The sequence below is a fragment of the Erwinia persicina NBRC 102418 genome (genome assembly GCF_001571305.1).
GTDB lineage: Bacteria > Pseudomonadota > Gammaproteobacteria > Enterobacterales > Enterobacteriaceae > Erwinia > Erwinia persicina.
Genome location: NZ_BCTN01000003.1, coordinates 230,647 through 246,456 on the forward strand (window position 1 = coordinate 230,647; position 15,810 = coordinate 246,456).

General features: G+C 51.6%; 20 protein-coding genes. 11 read left to right on the top strand and 9 right to left on the bottom strand.

Annotated features, from left to right (window positions below; translation table 11 throughout):
• Window positions 1-142 precede the first annotated feature (142 nt).
• The 3 genes from EPE01S_RS05730 to EPE01S_RS22775 all read right to left on the bottom strand — a co-directional run bounded on the left by EPE01S_RS05730 (window position 143) and on the right by EPE01S_RS22775 (window position 2,062).
• Complete coding sequence (locus tag EPE01S_RS05730; RefSeq protein WP_062743631.1) at window positions 143-976, bottom strand: hypothetical protein; 834 nt, start codon at window positions 974-976, stop codon at window positions 143-145.
• A 102-nt stretch (window positions 977-1,078) separates the two neighbouring features.
• Window positions 1,079-1,489, bottom strand: coding sequence for an ASCH domain-containing protein (locus EPE01S_RS05735; RefSeq protein WP_062743663.1), 411 nt, complete (start codon window positions 1,487-1,489; stop codon window positions 1,079-1,081).
• A gap of 144 nt (window positions 1,490-1,633) precedes the next feature.
• Complete coding sequence (locus tag EPE01S_RS22775) at window positions 1,634-2,062, bottom strand: GFA family protein (RefSeq protein ID WP_072277412.1); 429 nt, start codon at window positions 2,060-2,062, stop codon at window positions 1,634-1,636.
• A 369-nt stretch (window positions 2,063-2,431) separates the two neighbouring features.
• Between EPE01S_RS22775 and EPE01S_RS05740 the strand changes: the two genes are divergently transcribed.
• Complete coding sequence (locus EPE01S_RS05740) at window positions 2,432-2,983, top strand: chorismate mutase (protein ID WP_062743632.1); 552 nt, start codon at window positions 2,432-2,434, stop codon at window positions 2,981-2,983.
• 56 nt (window positions 2,984-3,039) lie between these two features.
• On the opposite strand, the gene EPE01S_RS05745 is transcribed toward EPE01S_RS05740, so the two are convergent.
• Window positions 3,040-3,564, bottom strand: a complete 525-nt coding sequence (locus tag EPE01S_RS05745) for a carboxymuconolactone decarboxylase family protein (protein WP_062743633.1) — start codon at window positions 3,562-3,564, stop codon at window positions 3,040-3,042.
• Window positions 3,565-3,580: 16 nt separating this feature from the next.
• On the bottom strand, window positions 3,581-4,351 hold the full coding sequence (locus tag EPE01S_RS05750) for a cyclase family protein (RefSeq protein ID WP_245006684.1): 771 nt from the start codon (window positions 4,349-4,351) through the stop codon (window positions 3,581-3,583).
• 244 nt (window positions 4,352-4,595) lie between these two features.
• Here EPE01S_RS05750 and EPE01S_RS05755 point away from each other — a divergent pair, with 244 nt between their 5' ends.
• On the top strand, window positions 4,596-5,273 hold the full coding sequence (locus EPE01S_RS05755; protein ID WP_240043740.1) for an AraC family transcriptional regulator: 678 nt from the start codon (window positions 4,596-4,598) through the stop codon (window positions 5,271-5,273).
• Between the two features lie 70 nt (window positions 5,274-5,343).
• Here the strand turns inward: EPE01S_RS05755 and EPE01S_RS05760 are convergent, their stop codons facing one another.
• On the bottom strand, window positions 5,344-6,546 hold the full coding sequence (locus EPE01S_RS05760) for a diguanylate phosphodiesterase (RefSeq protein ID WP_062743635.1): 1,203 nt from the start codon (window positions 6,544-6,546) through the stop codon (window positions 5,344-5,346).
• 269 nt (window positions 6,547-6,815) lie between these two features.
• Here EPE01S_RS05760 and EPE01S_RS05765 point away from each other — a divergent pair, with 269 nt between their 5' ends.
• The 5 genes from EPE01S_RS05765 (at window position 6,816) to EPE01S_RS05785 (ending at window position 9,953) form a co-directional block, all read left to right on the top strand.
• Window positions 6,816-7,244, top strand: a complete 429-nt coding sequence (locus EPE01S_RS05765) for a type II toxin-antitoxin system HicB family antitoxin (protein ID WP_062743636.1) — start codon at window positions 6,816-6,818, stop codon at window positions 7,242-7,244.
• A gap of 359 nt (window positions 7,245-7,603) precedes the next feature.
• A complete protein-coding gene (locus EPE01S_RS05770; RefSeq protein WP_062743637.1) occupies window positions 7,604-8,341 on the top strand; it encodes an MtnX-like HAD-IB family phosphatase in 738 nt (245 codons plus the stop codon).
• A complete protein-coding gene (locus tag EPE01S_RS05775; RefSeq protein ID WP_062743638.1) occupies window positions 8,334-9,206 on the top strand; it encodes an alpha/beta hydrolase in 873 nt (290 codons plus the stop codon). The genes EPE01S_RS05770 and EPE01S_RS05775 overlap by 8 nt, the downstream gene beginning before the upstream one ends.
• A gap of 1 nt (window position 9,207) precedes the next feature.
• Window positions 9,208-9,564, top strand: coding sequence for an EamA family transporter (locus EPE01S_RS05780; RefSeq protein ID WP_062743639.1), 357 nt, complete (start codon window positions 9,208-9,210; stop codon window positions 9,562-9,564).
• Window positions 9,561-9,953, top strand: a complete 393-nt coding sequence (locus tag EPE01S_RS05785; RefSeq protein ID WP_198427159.1) for a DMT family transporter — start codon at window positions 9,561-9,563, stop codon at window positions 9,951-9,953. The genes EPE01S_RS05780 and EPE01S_RS05785 overlap by 4 nt, the downstream gene beginning before the upstream one ends.
• Window positions 9,954-10,025: 72 nt before the next feature.
• Here EPE01S_RS05785 and EPE01S_RS05790 read toward each other — a convergent pair whose 3' ends face one another.
• Window positions 10,026-11,405: an aspartate aminotransferase family protein gene (locus tag EPE01S_RS05790; protein WP_062743641.1), complete on the bottom strand. Its 1,380-nt coding sequence runs from the start codon at window positions 11,403-11,405 to the stop codon at window positions 10,026-10,028.
• 646 nt (window positions 11,406-12,051) lie between these two features.
• Here EPE01S_RS05790 and EPE01S_RS05795 point away from each other — a divergent pair.
• Window positions 12,052-12,507, top strand: a complete 456-nt coding sequence (locus EPE01S_RS05795) for a DUF5680 domain-containing protein (protein WP_255210133.1) — start codon at window positions 12,052-12,054, stop codon at window positions 12,505-12,507.
• Between the two features lie 143 nt (window positions 12,508-12,650).
• Window positions 12,651-13,658, top strand: coding sequence for a YiiG family protein (locus EPE01S_RS05800; RefSeq protein ID WP_240043738.1), 1,008 nt, complete (start codon window positions 12,651-12,653; stop codon window positions 13,656-13,658).
• 66 nt (window positions 13,659-13,724) lie between these two features.
• On the opposite strand, the gene EPE01S_RS05805 is transcribed toward EPE01S_RS05800, so the two are convergent.
• Window positions 13,725-13,961 (bottom strand): YgdI/YgdR family lipoprotein, encoded by a 237-nt coding sequence (locus EPE01S_RS05805; RefSeq protein WP_062743643.1) that lies wholly within the window; start codon window positions 13,959-13,961, stop codon window positions 13,725-13,727.
• Between the two features lie 624 nt (window positions 13,962-14,585).
• Here EPE01S_RS05805 and EPE01S_RS05810 point away from each other — a divergent pair.
• Complete coding sequence (locus EPE01S_RS05810) at window positions 14,586-14,969, top strand: YgiW/YdeI family stress tolerance OB fold protein (protein ID WP_062743644.1); 384 nt, start codon at window positions 14,586-14,588, stop codon at window positions 14,967-14,969.
• 91 nt (window positions 14,970-15,060) lie between these two features.
• On the top strand, window positions 15,061-15,498 hold the full coding sequence (locus EPE01S_RS05815; RefSeq protein WP_062743645.1) for a VOC family protein: 438 nt from the start codon (window positions 15,061-15,063) through the stop codon (window positions 15,496-15,498).
• Between the two features lie 191 nt (window positions 15,499-15,689).
• Here EPE01S_RS05815 and EPE01S_RS23885 read toward each other — a convergent pair.
• Window positions 15,690-15,810: isocitrate dehydrogenase (locus EPE01S_RS23885; protein WP_072277414.1), on the bottom strand; the 121-nt coding region annotated here is incomplete at its 5' end.

Below are 15,810 nucleotides of genomic sequence, written 5' to 3' on the forward strand. Positions count from 1 at the left end.
CGAGGTGATGACATGTCTAAGGATGCTCATGTATTCCACTGCCAGCACTGGCGTAAACGCCATTAAAGCCGAATGAACTCAGGCCCTTTTCCACTCAATCTGCCCGTCAACGCCTGACTCCGTTAACGCGGCAGAGCCTGAATCAGCAACGCAACCAGTCGCCAAAGTGAAGGCGAACAGCGTCCCTGTCATAGCGATCTTCCCCACGCCATGCAGCGGCCGCCGCTGACCAGTCGCTCTTGCCGTGAACCGGGCGGTCGAATGATGCAGGCCTGAGCACGTCCAGACTGCCCAGGATATTAATGATGGTACGTCGCTCGTTCTTTGACGATTTAACGGCGGCCGCCAGTCGCTTTTCGAGCGTACCGGCATGATCGCCCGGCTGGCTTGATGCGATCGTCGAGAGGATGCGCTCAAGGATCACGATGTCCTCATCCGTTGGGTCGGGAATGTCAGCACCGTCCAGTGCGTGCAGATCAAACCACGTATAGATCAGTTGGCCGTGACGGACACCGCCCCACTTCAGTCGTTCGAAATTGAGGATGTTGAGGTCCTCATTCGTATACCGTTCAGCACCCATCGTCAGCCCGGGGACGACATCCCGGCACACGGAGCAGGTATGGCTCGTGTTGCATATGGCACCGTCCGGGCTAAAACTTTGCCCGCTGACCACCGGCGTGTATTGATGTGGGCTCATTTGACGGGCGAGATGGTATGAGGCGACACCTGACCGCCAGTCGAGTCTTTTTGTGGACAGGCTGGACAGAAAGGCGTGCGACGCTTTGATGGGCGGCATCCGTTTCGCTATGGCCAGGATTGTCTGCAGACAGTCGTCGTGGGTCACGTTGACCGGATCGAACATCACGCCCCGGGCCCTGGCATACACAAAGTCTTCGGGATCGGTCTTATATTCAGAGAGCCAGCCGCTGCTGCCCCAATACGTTTTGAAGAGAATGTTCCTGGCTTTCTTATCCATAATGGCTTCCAAAAAGTGTGTCGTCGGGCCTGCACCAGAGCAAAGGGGGCATTCTCACCTCAGAGACAATGGCGGGACACCTGTTTTTTAAGTGGGTCAGGTTCACAGAACCTCAACCACCTCAAATTCTTCTGTGATCAGCTCCATATCATCAGCAAAATAACCTTCCCGGGTAAAAAATCGCTGATGCTCTTTCCGCCAGTGTTCGAGGCTTAAATCGCCCTCGCCCTCTTTTCGGGCAAACGCCTCGGTAACATCACAAAAACGCACCAGTCGCATCGAAACCAATCGGATAACGCATACCGGTACATCCTGACCATTCAGGATAATGTTATAACTCCCCATTTTCGGGGCAGGTTCTTCCTGCTGATAAGAGGCAAAAGATCCACATGAGGCCGTTTTAATCCCTTTTATAATAAGGGTGGCGAGTTCATCAGCCAGTTCAGGGCTGTCACCCATTTGCCAGCTATTCGCGCCGGGATATTTCGCCTTTAATTCATCAATCCTGTCCATTAAGAGCCCTTTATCATTGAAAAATTTGCTGATCATCGAATATTTCCGGGCATTTATAGTGATGCTCTTTTGGTAATCCCAGCCCGCTCCCGGCCACAGTGGGAAGTCGCTCTCAAAACACCGCCGTATGCAAAAAGCGGACGTTTAGGCAGTGAGTTTCAGGCACGTTAAAAGGGATGCCAGCGACGCAACAGGTCCAGCGTGGACACGGTGTGAGCGGGTTTCATCCCAGGGCCTTGCATCATCAGTGCAGAAGTCTCCTGCACATTCCATTTCAAGACGTTCGTCAATTAAACCAACAGGGATCCAGACATAAGGTACGTCTCGCAGAGTATTAGGCACCGTTGAGCCGCATACATTGCAAAAGTCTGTACGGTAGCCTGTTGGCTTAGACCATGAAGCGATACAGTTTTCTCCTTTAATCCAGCGAAACTCACTGTCTTTAACGAGTGTGGCGAGATTGTAACCTACCCCACTCTGCTTTCTGCATAGCGAGCAATGACAACGATAAAACATTACAGGTTTTTGAGTGAGTTCAAATTCCACTGTTCCACACAAACACGATCCCTTCATTTCAACACCTTTCCTGCGCGGCATGAGATATTTTATGAAACATTATCATCTTTTTAGTACTGAATAAGAGCGCTTGTTTTGGTCATTCAAAATCAGCCCTCACTCGGGTTGGATGTCCCCTTCTCGCGGGTAGCGGATGTGCATCGTTGACAACGTCTGGGTAATGGAAGCAGTGGCGGTGACCTCCCTGCCAGGGATCAAGGAAACAGCGCCTGGCGCCGGGGCTTTCTTATAAAAGCGATGCAATCCGGTTAACTTTCAGTCAATTCTGATGATAACCAGGACAACCGGCAATGAAACTGTCACCAACCGGTACTATTCATCGTGTAAGCTGAACGCTCTGAATTCGTCACCGATAAAGAGACATCTATGCCCTATATCCTTCTGTTAATCACATCGTTAATGATGGCTGGCTCTGTATTCGCCGCCTCCTCAACCGCCAGTGCCATGTCTTCGCTGACGGCGGCGATGAATCAGCGCATGCTGGATATGAAAGAGGTGGCGAGCTACAAAGCCACCCACCACCTGCCCGTTGAAGACCGGGTCAGGGAAGAAAAGGTTCTGTCGCTTGCTCAAAAACAGGCGGAGGAGGCCCAACTGGATCCGGCCTCGGTGATGCCTTTTATTCAGGCGCAAATGGATGTCGCCAAAGCCATTCAGTATCGTTATTTCGCAGACTGGTTATCTCAGCCGGGCTCTGCCACCCCGTCCCGAAGCCTGGAGGAGGTCAGAACGTCGATCTCCGTTCAGGATAAACGCATACTGGAGGCGATCGCGCAGCGTCTGCTGGCCGGGGGATTTAGCGGTGAAGATCGGGCCGAAATTGCCACGTTACTGCATGCCCCGCACCTGACCGATGCTGATAAAGCGCGGCTGACTGATGCACTTGTCTTGATTCGACGCAGCAGTAAAGCCGCCTGACAGAGAGCAGGCGTGGCCGGCAAGCGCGTCCCACGGGCCGCGCTTGCCGTGACGGCCTATACGGACAGACCATCCCAGGGGGTGGCCTTCTCGTCCGGATCAATCTCCAGCGTCTCAAGGAATCGTGCCGTCATCATATAATGTCCAATCAGCAGCGTCAGTTCAGCGAGCTGCGTGTCGTCATAGAATTCCGCCACGTGACGGAACGTGCTGGCGGACACTTTGACCTGGTTAACACACTCCTCGACAAAACTGAGAATGGCACTGTTTCTGTGGCCGTTCACCACCCCGCGTTCAATATTGTGAATCTCTTCCTCACTCCAGCCCGCTTTTAATGCTAGCGGATAGTGCTGCATACGCTCGTAGGGGCTATGGCTCAGCGCGCCGACGCGCATAATCACCATCTCGCGATCTTTGTCCTCCAGTTTCCCGGCAGGAAAAGACGCGCCGAGGGAGAGATATCCTCCGACAGAGGAGGTGGTTCTTAATAACCCCAGCGTCAGATTGGCCGGAAAGCGGGTGTACTGTTCCCGCTCAGCAGCGGTTAAACGATCAACGCTGGATAAGATAATACGTGACATCATTTTCTCCCTGGAATTAGATAATAGCGATGGTACGCGTCCAGCCTGCGGACGCTTTATACACCTTGACCGGTAAACTGATGACGGTGAAACCACGCGCAGGCAGCCGAACGAGGTTAGCCAGTTTTTCAATCTGACAGTAAGGCCGGACGCTGCCCGCAAAATGCCCTTCCCAGATCAGAGAAACATCCCGCGTCTGGCGAACGGTTTCCGCCGTATGGCAGAAAGGCGCATCCCAGCTCCATGCGTCCGTGCCCACCACGTGAACCCCGCACCCGGTCAGAAACAGTGTCGCTTCCCTTCCCATCCCGCAGCCTGACGACAGGAAATCAGGCTGGCCATAGCGCCCTCCTGCAGCGGTGTTCACCAGCACGATATCCCCGGCGGCCAGGACGTGTCCGATGCGGTTCAGTTCCGCCCTGATATCCTGGGCAGTGACTACATAACCGTCTGGAAAATGACGAAAATCGAGCTTCACACCCGGGCCAATGCACCACTCCAGCGGGATCTCATCAATAGTTTTAGACGCCGTGCCATCCTCCATATGCGAATGATAATGGTAAGGGGCATCCATATGCGTGCCCGCGTGCGTGCTCATGCGCACAAACTCAACCGCCCACCCCTCGTGCTGCGGCAGGTCGCCGGGCTGCACACCCGTAAACGAGGCAGCCAGCTGCACCGCACCGGCTTTATGATCCACATAGTCAATTTCCGGCAGGAACATCGGCGGGTCTGAATGAATTCCACTCATCAGGGGTACAGACAGGTCAATCATTTTTCCAGACACAGGTTTCTCCTCGCGGATAAATAAAACTCACCTGTACAGCATAACGCCGGGCATATTTAGATAAATGCCGCAAACAGGACTGCCTGTTATGATTAGCGGCCATGTCATTTCATCACTGCCGAGGTTCAGGATGGGTACGGAGTCATTTTTTTCCGGGATGCCACCGAAAACAATCTGGTTTCGCCGCAAGTTCTGGCCTGCAGGAACGGTATTTCCTGAAAAGTGTCTTCCCTGGGGAAAGGTGATGTATGCCATTAAAGGTGTGGCCGAGATCCGCGCGTCTTCACTGATTTATTTATCCACAGCGGAATATGCCTTATGGCTGCCACCCAATACTGAACATGCCTCCGTCGCAAAAACAGATATACATTATATTATCGTGAATATTGCGCCGCCTTTATGTTTGTCATTACCTGAAAGAGCGACCGCACTTAAACTGAATCTGATTGCCAGTGCGGTGATTCACGATTTTTCTCTGCGGGAGATCGGCCATCCGGTCAGCAGACAGGATCGCTCGCTGGTGAAGGTCTTTATTGAGCAGCTGGCATTATGCGATGAGTTCACCTGCTATCTGCCCATGGGATCGGGAGACGATCCGCTGGTCACGCTGATGACTGCCGAAATGACCCAGGATGAGGGTACGCTCTGCTCTCTGAAACAGTGGTCACAACGGCTGAGCCTGAGCGAACGGGCACTCTCACGACGTTTCACTCAGGCAACGGGTATTTCATTCAACGAGTGGAAAAGCCGAAAGAAAATTATCATGGCGCTCCGTCTGCTGCAGGAGGGGCGAAGTGTAAAGTACGTCTCCGCACAGCTGGATTACCACGACCCCTCTGCGTTTATTGCCATGTTTCGCCACAGAATGGGGATGACGCCGGCAGATTTTAGTCACACAGGGGGGATACGGGACGGCGGATGAGCGACCTGCCCCCGCCGCCTTAAAGCAAGAGCGGCGGTGCACAGAAAAATACAGTCCGCCGCCGGCCTGTTTAAACGGACTCAGGCCATGCGACCGGCATCAGCCCCTTTAGTACGGGCGGCGCAAAGAGGTCGCCCTGAAAACTACTGACGCCAGCCGCTTCCAGCCACATCCATTCTTCGGGTTTCTCCACGCCTGCGGCGGTCACCGCGATCTCCAGCGCCTGGCAGCTACGCAGCAGGCCCTGAATAATCGCCTGTTTCGGCCCACTGGCGTGAACGTTACGCACCAGTTCAGCGTCGATTTTTATTCTCTCAGGCTGCAGGCGTGCCAGCATTTGCAGCCCGCCCGCACCAGACCCGAAATCATTGATGGCCAGGCGCATCCCGGCCGAGCGAAGCGCCCTGATCGCGACGGACAGCGCAGCGGTATCCGTGACGACTTCATTCTCCGTGATCCCCACAACGATCTGTTCCGGTATCAGCCCGTGCCGTTTCGCCGCGCTGAGTAAGAAATCTGCGGCGCCCGCCTGGGTTACCAGGGCCAGTGAGGAGACGTTCACGCACAGGCTTTGACTCTCCAGGACAAGTGATTTTGCCAGACGAAATGCCGTCTCCTTCGAGGCGAGATCCGCCTGGCACATCGCCTCTGCCGTCATGCCTGCAAAAAAGTGTTCCGCGCCATGACCATCGGGTGTACGTAGCAGGGCTTCCACATCGGTGACCCGCTGCGAGAGAGGATCGGTGACCGGCTGAAAGGCGAATGTCCGGTCTTCGTCAGCCTCATCAGGCAGCATGACGGCTCCCCCTTCTCTGACAAACTTCCATGACCCTTCCGGCGGCAGCTCAAAGTAGTTTTCCCTTTCGTGTGAACAGACGAACGTCCGCAAAAAATGTAAGGCACGGTCGTGATAATTAAGCTGGTGAAGTGAGGTGCCACGTTCAAGTACCGCCTGAAGCACATCCCCACGAAAGTGTTTCCGTAAATCGAACAGCTCCATGCCGGTATTGCCAAAACGCCTTGAGGGGGCATAGTCCCGCATAAGCTCGACCACGTTGTGATGCCGTTTGTCTGAGCAGATGCCGTCGAACAAAGCGATAACCGCCTGCTCTGGTCCCTCAAGTAGCTGGAAAAAATGAGTGCCGTTGAACAGTAACATCCCGGTGATATCCAGTGACTGGTTAACACGATTGGCCTTTTCAACCATGCGTTCTATATCGTTATGGGGAAAACTGTCTGCAACGTGGCTACGGTAAACGAGGGTGAATAGCATGTACGCGGTTCCGTCTGAGGGTGCTGGTAACTGTGTGAGGTTAAAATCAAGAGTCATCATAACGATCATGACGAAAAGCCATCAATCTTTTGAACGGGATGGCACAGTTTAGGCTCTGATTTTTAATATGAATGAGAATAGTCACGTACAGGAGGAAAGCAAGGTATATTGTTTTAAACGTTCGACTTATTTGCCTGGGCCTCAGGAGCCTCACTCCCGACGCTCACGCTGGGTTAACCCCCTTTCAGACACCCACCAACAGGCATGCTATGTTCAATTATCCGGCATCATTTTCCTATGACGAAGAAAGCGATGCATATGAGATCAGCTTTCGTGACTTCAACACCCCAGGCGCAATAACTTTTACGGAGGAAGATATTGAGCTTGAAGCCAGTGAGGCATTAACGGCAGCCATTGGCGACTGCATCGATGCCCATCAGCCCATCCCCGTCCCTTCTGTCGCCCAGGCGGGAGAATTTATCGTTCATCTTCCCGTTCTGACCTGCCTGAAAGCAGCATTACATCAGGCCATGATCCAGACCAACACCCGCAAAGCTGACCTTGCACGGAAACTCAGCATGAAGGGGCCGCAGATAGACAGACTATTGGATGTGGAGAATGCCTCAAAGATCGAGGTATTAGAGCAGGCACTCTATTTACTGGGCCGGAATGTATCTGTTTCGGTGACACAACTCTGACAGATGTCGGGTAATCGGGGTAGGCACGAGATTTAAAAGCCACCCCGTAATAACAGACTGGCCGCCCCTGTCTTTCTTAAAGAAAGAATCACTCCTCTTTTCTACCTCCTCATGGCATTTAATTAATCTCAACACATTGTTCTTAACAATAAATGCCAACGCCTTGAAAAAACCCTAATAAAAACATTACCCGGTAAAAAAATGCCATTTATCCACCAGACTTACGGGCTGGCATGAAATAAACACTGTGGGTTTCTATTGTTGACTCTTTATTTATCACCCGCCGATTAATATGCAGGGAGTTTTCATTACGATGAAAACGTCTCTCTACGATCCTGTACTGATAAATAGGTGTAAGTATGACAACCAGGCTTTCTCACGAAGATAATGGTGCCCTTCCCTGGACCATTTTATGTGATTTCGACGGAACGGTTAGCCCTGAAGATATTACGGACATCCTGCTGGAACGCTTTGCGCTGCCTGGCTGGGAAACGCTGGAACAGCAGTGGCAGGCTGGGGAAACCGGCTCTGCTGAATGTATGTCAGGACAGATTGCGCTGCTGGATATGACGCGTGAAGAGCTGGATAGCTGCCTGAGCAGTATCCGCATCGACCCGGCCTTTAAACATTTTGTCGCCTTAGCCCGGCGCCGTGCGATTCCCCTGACTATCGTGAGCGACGGGCTGGATTACGCTATTCAGCATATTCTCAACCGTCACGAGCTGGGCCATTTGAGGGTGATCGCTAACCACCTGGAACAGCAGAGCGAGCGCCGCTGGCGACTTCGCCTTCCCGTGGCCGCCCCTGACTGCCAACGTGCCAGCGGAGTGTGCAAGTGCGCCGTGGCTAAAACGGTTAAGGGCCGGGTACTCATGGTAGGTGACGGGCGCTCTGATTTTTGCGTTGCCGGGCAGGTTGACCATGTGCTGGCGAAAGGAGAATTAATTGATGAGTGCCGCCGCCAGGGGATTGCCTGTACCCCGTTTCACGATTTCAGTGATGCGGTTCCGGCGTTGTCACGCTGGCTTAATGATTCTGCCAGCCCAGGCGGATACCGTGCCTTTAACCCGCTGATGCCGTGGAGAACGCATGACTGAACAACATGGCTTTGTACTGCACGGTACCAGCAGGATCGGCGTGCTGCTGATCCACGGACTGACCGGCACACCCAATGAAATGCGCGGTATCGCGCGTGAACTGAATCAGGCGGGCCACACGGTTTGTGCCGTACAGCTGGCGGGCCACTGTGGCAGCGCAGATGATCTTATCTCCACCTGCTGGCAGGACTGGTATCAGAGCGTCATTGACGCCGCTAAGCGACTGCGACAACAGGTGGATTGCCTGATCGTGGGGGGACTGTCGATGGGGGCTTTACTGGCGCTAAAATATGCCTCCGATTTTCCGGTAAACGGCGTGCTGGTCTACAGTGCAACGTTCCGCTATGACGGCTGGAGCATCCCCCCTGTTTTACGATGGATTGCGCCCTGCCTGCTGCCGCTCGCCGGGCTACTCCATCTGGGCCGGCACCGCATGTTCAATGAGAAAGAGCCTTACGGGGTCTGTAATGAAACGCTGCGTCGCCGCATCGCCAAAAGTATGCAGGAAGGCGATAGCGCGGTCGCCGGGCTACCGGGAAATCCATGGCCTTCACTGACTGAAATGATGGCGCTGTCGCGTAACGTACGCCGGGCGCTTCCGCGTGTTGTGGCTCCCTGCCTCGTACTGCACGCTGAAAATGACGATATTGCTCACCGCCGTAATGCGTTGCTGATCCGCGATAGTGTCAGTGGCGAGGTGGAACTGGCGTTGTTAAGAAACAGCTACCATATGATCACTATCGATAACGATCGCGCAGAACTGATCACCCGCACACTGGGTTTTATAAAGCGGCAGAACGGAACGCAGAACATCAGAAGGTCTGCCCCCTTACCTTTACCGACAACCGTCAGCACCCCGGCGTGATATGAGCCAACTCATGCTGCTGTTATGGCTGTTGAGCGTGCTGGTCGATACCTGCGGCCAGCTCTTCTTTAAAGCCGCCACGCATGACAGTGCACGCTATAGTGGCCTCGCCTTCTGGCGCCATATGATCGGCCGTGGCTGGATCTGGCTGGGCGCAGGCTGTTATGCGCTGCAGTTTATCTTCTGGCTGGCTTTTTTAACGCTGGTACCGCTGTCTGTTGGTGTCATGCTCGGGGCCATCAATGTGGTGGTGATTATGGTAGCAGGCAGAGTGTGGTTTAAGGAGCGCTTAAGCCCGTGGCGCTTAATCGGCATGCTACTGATTGCGCTGGGCGTACTGGCCGTGGGAACAGGATGATGAAACGCTTTTACCTGCTGGGATTTTTCGTGCTGATGGTGTTTGATACGCTGGCACAGGTGAGTTTTAAATACACGGCCATCTCCGCCTCTCCCCTGACGCTGGATGCAGCATGGCTCTACCGCCTCTTTACGCATGTCTGGATCTATATTGCCTTTGCAGGCTACGCGGGCGCTTTTTATACCTGGATGACGCTGCTCAGACAGGCCCCTGTCGGCCCTGCGTTTGCCGCATCACATCTTGATATTGTCTCCGTGACGCTGATATCAATCTGGCTGTTTAACGATCACCTCACACTGACAAAAGCCCTCGGCGCCGTACTGATCCTGCTGGGTATCCTGTGTCTGGCGAAAGATGCTGATGTCCGGTCACGGCGTGTTGGCCACTGATGTTGAGGGGTTTTTACTGCGAAGCATACAGACAATGCGCCCCGTAGAAACGGGGCGCAGATAGCGGGCGTTTTACTGCTCTTTTTTAGCACGCGTCAGCAATTGATCCAGCAGTTCAATCGCCTGATAGATTTCAGCACGGCTGATCTCCAGTGAGGGAGCAAAGGTGATGACATTCTTATAGTACCCCCCTACGTCCAGTACCAGGCCTGTTTTCTGCCCCTGATATTCCAGCGTACCTGACAGTCCGATATCCACCATTTTATCCAGCAGCGCCTTATTGGGGGTAAACCCATCTGCTGTACAGAGCTCAGCGCGAAGGGCCAGACCCAACCCGTCGACATCACCGATTTCAGGGTGGCGCAGCTGTAATGACTTCAGACCGTCAAGGAAGCAGGCTCCGCTTTCCATCACCTGTTTCTCGTAGTCTTTCTCCGCCAGCATGTGCATCACTTCCAGTCCTACTGCGGTTCCAAGAGGATTAGAAGCAAACGTAGAGTGGGTTGATCCGACCGGGAAGGTCACGGGATTAATCATCTCCTCACGCGCCCAGATACCGGCAAGCGGGTTCAGGCCGTTGGTTAACGCCTTCCCGAACACCAGGACATCAGGCGTAATACCAAAATGCTCAACTGACCACAGTTTTCCGGTACGGTAAAAACCCATCTGGATTTCATCGACCACCAGCAGGATCCCATGCTCGTCGAGCACTTTTTTAAGCCCTTTATAGTAATTACGCGGCGGGATCACATAACCACCGGTTCCCTGCACCGGCTCGATATAAAAAGCGGAAAACTCAGACTGGCTGGCTTTAGGATCCCATACGCCGTGATATTCGTTTTCAAACAGGCGCGCAAAATCGGCGATGAGCTTTTCAGCATACTCTTCTGCCGTCATCCCTTTCTGCCGCCGGAAGGGATAGGGGAAAGGAATAAACTGGGCACGCTCGCCAAAGTGGCCAAAACGACGCCGGTAGCGATAGCTGGAGGTGATGGATGACGCCCCCAGGCTGCGCCCATGATACCCCCCCTCAAAGGCAAACATCCGGCTTTTACCGTTGCAGTAATTACGCACCAGTTTCAGCGAGTCATCAATGGATTGTGACCCTCCCACGTTATAGTGAACGCGTCCGGGGAGGCCAAACTTACGCTCCATATCCTGCGCGATGACTTTACTCAGTTCGATCTTAGTCGGGTGCAGGTACTGGCTGGCAATCTGAGGCAGCACGTCAATCTGTCGTTTGAGGACACTGTCCAGCCGGGGGTTGGCATAACCAAAATTCACTGCGGAATACCACATCTGAAGATCGAGATATGGCGTTCCTTCCGCATCAAAGAGGTAGCTCCCCTTGCAGTGATCAAATATTTTTGGCGTACTGACATAATGAACCGTATCACCATGTGAGCAATATTTCGCTTCATCTGATAATAGTTTTTCTTCATACGGGGTCATAAAGAGTCCTTCCTTTAGCTTGATGAGAACGCTGATATTATCAGCACCCTCTTATCCCGTGACCGCCATTTTTTGACTGTATGGACTTTATTTTTACTTATTATAGGTAATGTTTAACTTCCCGGGTAAAAACCTTAATCATTCATCAACAACATTATGTTAATTGGGCATAACGTCAAAATCAGCACGAATATACTCATCACTCTTTAATTCAATACGGCATCAGGGTATGGACCGAACGTCATCGCGCTGACAGTCAGCGCGGTGGTTTACCCCCCGATTAATCCCTCACCTTAAATGAAATTGATAGCAATCAGGAAGATGTTACATCTTGCATTGAAAAAAAAGTAAAAACTTTAACGAATCTACCCAACAGAAAAGGCGAAATTAACGCAAATAATTAGAGAGATATCACCAAAAACCAGGGTAAATCATAAAAATAAACCTCATGAATCCCATAAGATGAACGATCGTTTGGTTTGAATTCATGACAGGAAAAAACCCGTAAAGGGATGCCAAACTAACCACGACAAATTAATATTATCCTTTACTCACAGCGAATCTTCACGGTCAGAGCGAGATGGGGAACATCTGCCTTCGAGGTATTTCATTGCAGCACCATTCATTTAAAGATAGGGAGGATTAAATGAAAAGATTTTTAATAGAGGCAAACCGTTTTCTGTTCAGCTATCCGGAGAAACTTATCATTAAAGACAGTGCTTATCATGATATGCAGCTTATTGAGTATCATAGTAAGAGTTACTCGTACAGAAATTATTTTACCGAAGGACGGAATGTTTATGGTCAGATAATTATTACCAAAAATAAAACACCCGTATGGTGCATGCAGTTTCAGGGCGGCGTTGTCAATGAACAGCTGGATGAAAGAACCGCCCGCCATCTTAAGTATGTTGCCAGAAAAAACCGCAGTTTGTCAGACGAGCGCTACCCTATACGCGGCCCCCGGGAGGCGACTTTCGCTGACCTGCATTATCAGAATGATATATTTGGTGACCTGAGACGATTCCAGGGGCAGGAAATCATTCAAAAAGAGGATAACACCTTGTTTATGATGAAGCTGTCAGGCGGCGAATTAACCTGATCGTGAAAAAAACGTGGTGTCTTCCTCTCAGTTTTTCAAAAATGAAACGATAATGTCTTCTTTGATAAATAAAACAGCTAAGATTTGGACGATTTTTTTAATACGGTAACCTTTCAAACAGGTTAACTGACTAAGGAGTGGGTGTGTTTCAGAAAACAAGAAAGACGGTATTGCGCGGAATGTTAACAACGGCACTTTTGTTGCCATTAGCCGGCTGCGACCAGAGTAAAACCGCAGAGGAAAAGCCGGTGCAACCGGCAGGATCCGCGGCCCTCAAGGAAGATGCCAACGCGCAACTGGCGACCAAGTTAAACGCCTATGTGAGCTGCTTCAATACCGCCGATGGCGCAGCCCGTCACAGCGCGCAGCGCTATGTCAGCTGGATCCATGACCTCGATAAGGGACCAACGGGCAAAGAACGCACCGTCAACGTGCCGGGGGATTTGACCGCTTACGAACTGGACAGCTGCACCAAAGCCATTGGCGAGGCCTCCAGCGCGAAACCCGCCCTGCCGGCGCTTGACAGCGCAGCGGTACAGTACCTGTCCGATCTCACTGCACTGGTGCCGCTGGCATCACAGGCTCATCAATACTACAGTCAGGAAGACTACAAGGATGATGGCTTCGCCAGAGGCAAGCAAATGCATCAACCGCTGATGATGGCCTACGGGCGCTTTATCAAGTCCAGCGATGTCTACGGGGATGAAGTGGAAAAGGAAACGGTTAAACTGACCGACGCGCAGCTTGTTGAGATAGAGAAAACGCAGGGACGGCACAGCCCCTACTACCGCCTGGCATTAGTCAGCCAGGGCAAACGGTTAGCCGCCCAATTGAGTGCTGACGCCCCCGACGTTGCCGCAGCAACAAAGGCAATCGAGGCGTACGGCGCACTGGTGGATGAATCAGATAAAGCCACCGCCAGCGAGCCCGGCAAACCGGTGAGCTGGTCAGTCTTCCAGACCAGCGCCAGCACGTTCCTCAAAGACTGTAAAGACCGGATGCGTCGCGTACGCGACAAAACGCCCTACAGTCGTGGCGAGCAGGGACTGATGGAAAACAATGGCAGCAGCGCCGGTTGGACGGTCACCGGTTCACCGATGCGCGTACTGAAATCCTACAACGACCTGGTTGAAGCCAGTAACCGGCTGTAATCCGGCGGGCCCCCTTCCTTCAGCTATCACCGAAACAGGCAGCTCTTCAAAATGGCTGCCTTCACACTATTTTTCGACAATTTCCTTCACATCTTTCTGATGAATTTGATGGGAGTTACCGTCAGTATCTTTATAGGAGATCAGACCGGTGTCTTTATCTTTAACAGGCTTGCCATGCGTCGTAACCATGTGCCCGTCATCCGTTGAAATAACATAATCACTTGAACAGGCGGTCATGACTAATACAGCTGACATGATAATACCCACTAACGTGCATTTTTTGGCTGATACGGACAGTTTCATTAACTTTTCTCTTCTCTATTTGCGTTTCGACGGGATAAACAGATGCTGTATCTTCGTACTTTCACCCTAAACAGAAATACAATGAGGAGTTCAGAACATTCGCAATAAATGTTAAATTTGATTTATATCATTTAATTATCATTGAATGAGTGAAAATGAAAAGACTTTTTTTTCGATTCAACCCCCGCGATTTCCTGATGTCTTTTTTTACTAATCACGCCCTTCACATTAAATAAAAACTAATAATTTTAATTACTTATAAATAAAAAATGAAATTTCAGCAGGCAACCTTACTTTGACGGGAGAGAGTAATGGGATACTTTCCCCCGATTGTTCGGCGCTTAACCCAGCCCGGCCCCTGGTGACAAGTCCCATTCGGGAACGGATGACAGAAAGCCTAAAAAATAAACAAAAAATACTTTTCATCCGGTGTTTTGGTTCATTTTGTTCCACAAAAAGTTTTCCGTTTTAACACCTTTTCCTGCCACACTTTTCTCAAAAATTTAAAATACGGCCCCCCTGAGTCGCAGCAACTGTCTTTAAAAAAATATTACGCCCTTTAAGATTTCGTTAAGAACTTTCCTGTAATTTACCCAGACACGATATTTACAAGGAAATAAAATCATAAAAAAAGTCATCTTAATTACCCTATTGGCTGGCCTTTCATTCGGCGTTGCCGCACAGCAGCAAGGTTTCATTACCCCTGAAGGACAGAGCTATTCTCAGGGCGGCTTTAAAGGCCCTACACCGGGTTTATCTTCCGTTGCAGAGGCTAAAACGTTACGTGATGATGCCTGGGTTGTTCTTGAAGGTAATATCGTCAGGCAGGTGGGTCATGAACTTTATGAGTTCAGTGACAGCACCGGCACCATTAATGTGGATATCGATGATAAGCGCTGGCTGGGTCAGGCCGCCTCACCGGGAAGCAAGATCCGGATTGAGGGTGAAATCGATAAAGACTGGAACAGCGTTGAGATTGATGTAAAAAATCTTCGCGTCCTGAAGTAACCTGCAATGGAGTTCTGGCCGATTAGACGTGGTGATTCCGTCAGCCGTGGTATAAATTCAGGATTCAATTTGAGTGAACGAAGGCGCAGGCATGTCGCAAAATATACCCGATATTAACGTGTTGTTTGTCGCAGGATTTGGGCCCGTCGCGCAGAATAGTGCTTCCAGCGCCAGCTTTTATGTGCAGGCGCTCGGTTTGCCGCTTAAGCCTTTAGAGGGTAACGGCGATTACCTGGTTTCTGAAGAGGGTCTGTTGAAGGGCGTTAAGCATTTCGCCGTCTGGCCACTGTCACAGGCCGCACATTCCTGCTTTGGCGCTGACCAGTGGCCAGCTGAACACCCGATACCACAGGGATGGATTGAATATGAGGTACGGGATCTCGATGCTGCTACCCGTATCCTGCGCGAAAAAGGGTATCGCCTCCTGGTGGCTAACCGCACCGAACCCTGGGGGCAGACAGTCACACGCCTGCTGAGTCCTGAAGGGTTGCTTACCGGGCTGACGATCACCCCCTGGCTGCGTGACTAAACGAAGCAGCCAATAAAGACCATGATGACAGGGAAAAGATAGGATGATTGTAACGGTATAAATTGAGTGGTTTCTTTTTTACAGTCCTGGGGAAAGGTTTTGGGGAAGGGTTTTGGGGAAGGGTTTTGGGGAAGACTTTCTGTGGTAGAGAAATGAGGGCGGGAGCACCAGGCCCCCGCCAGCAAACACACTTACATGTGTTTGATCATCGCGTCGCCAAACTCTGAAGCTTTCAGCAACTTAGCGCCGTCCATCTGACGTTCGAAGTCATAGGTCACGGTTTTGGCAGCGATTGCGCCTTCCATGCCTTTA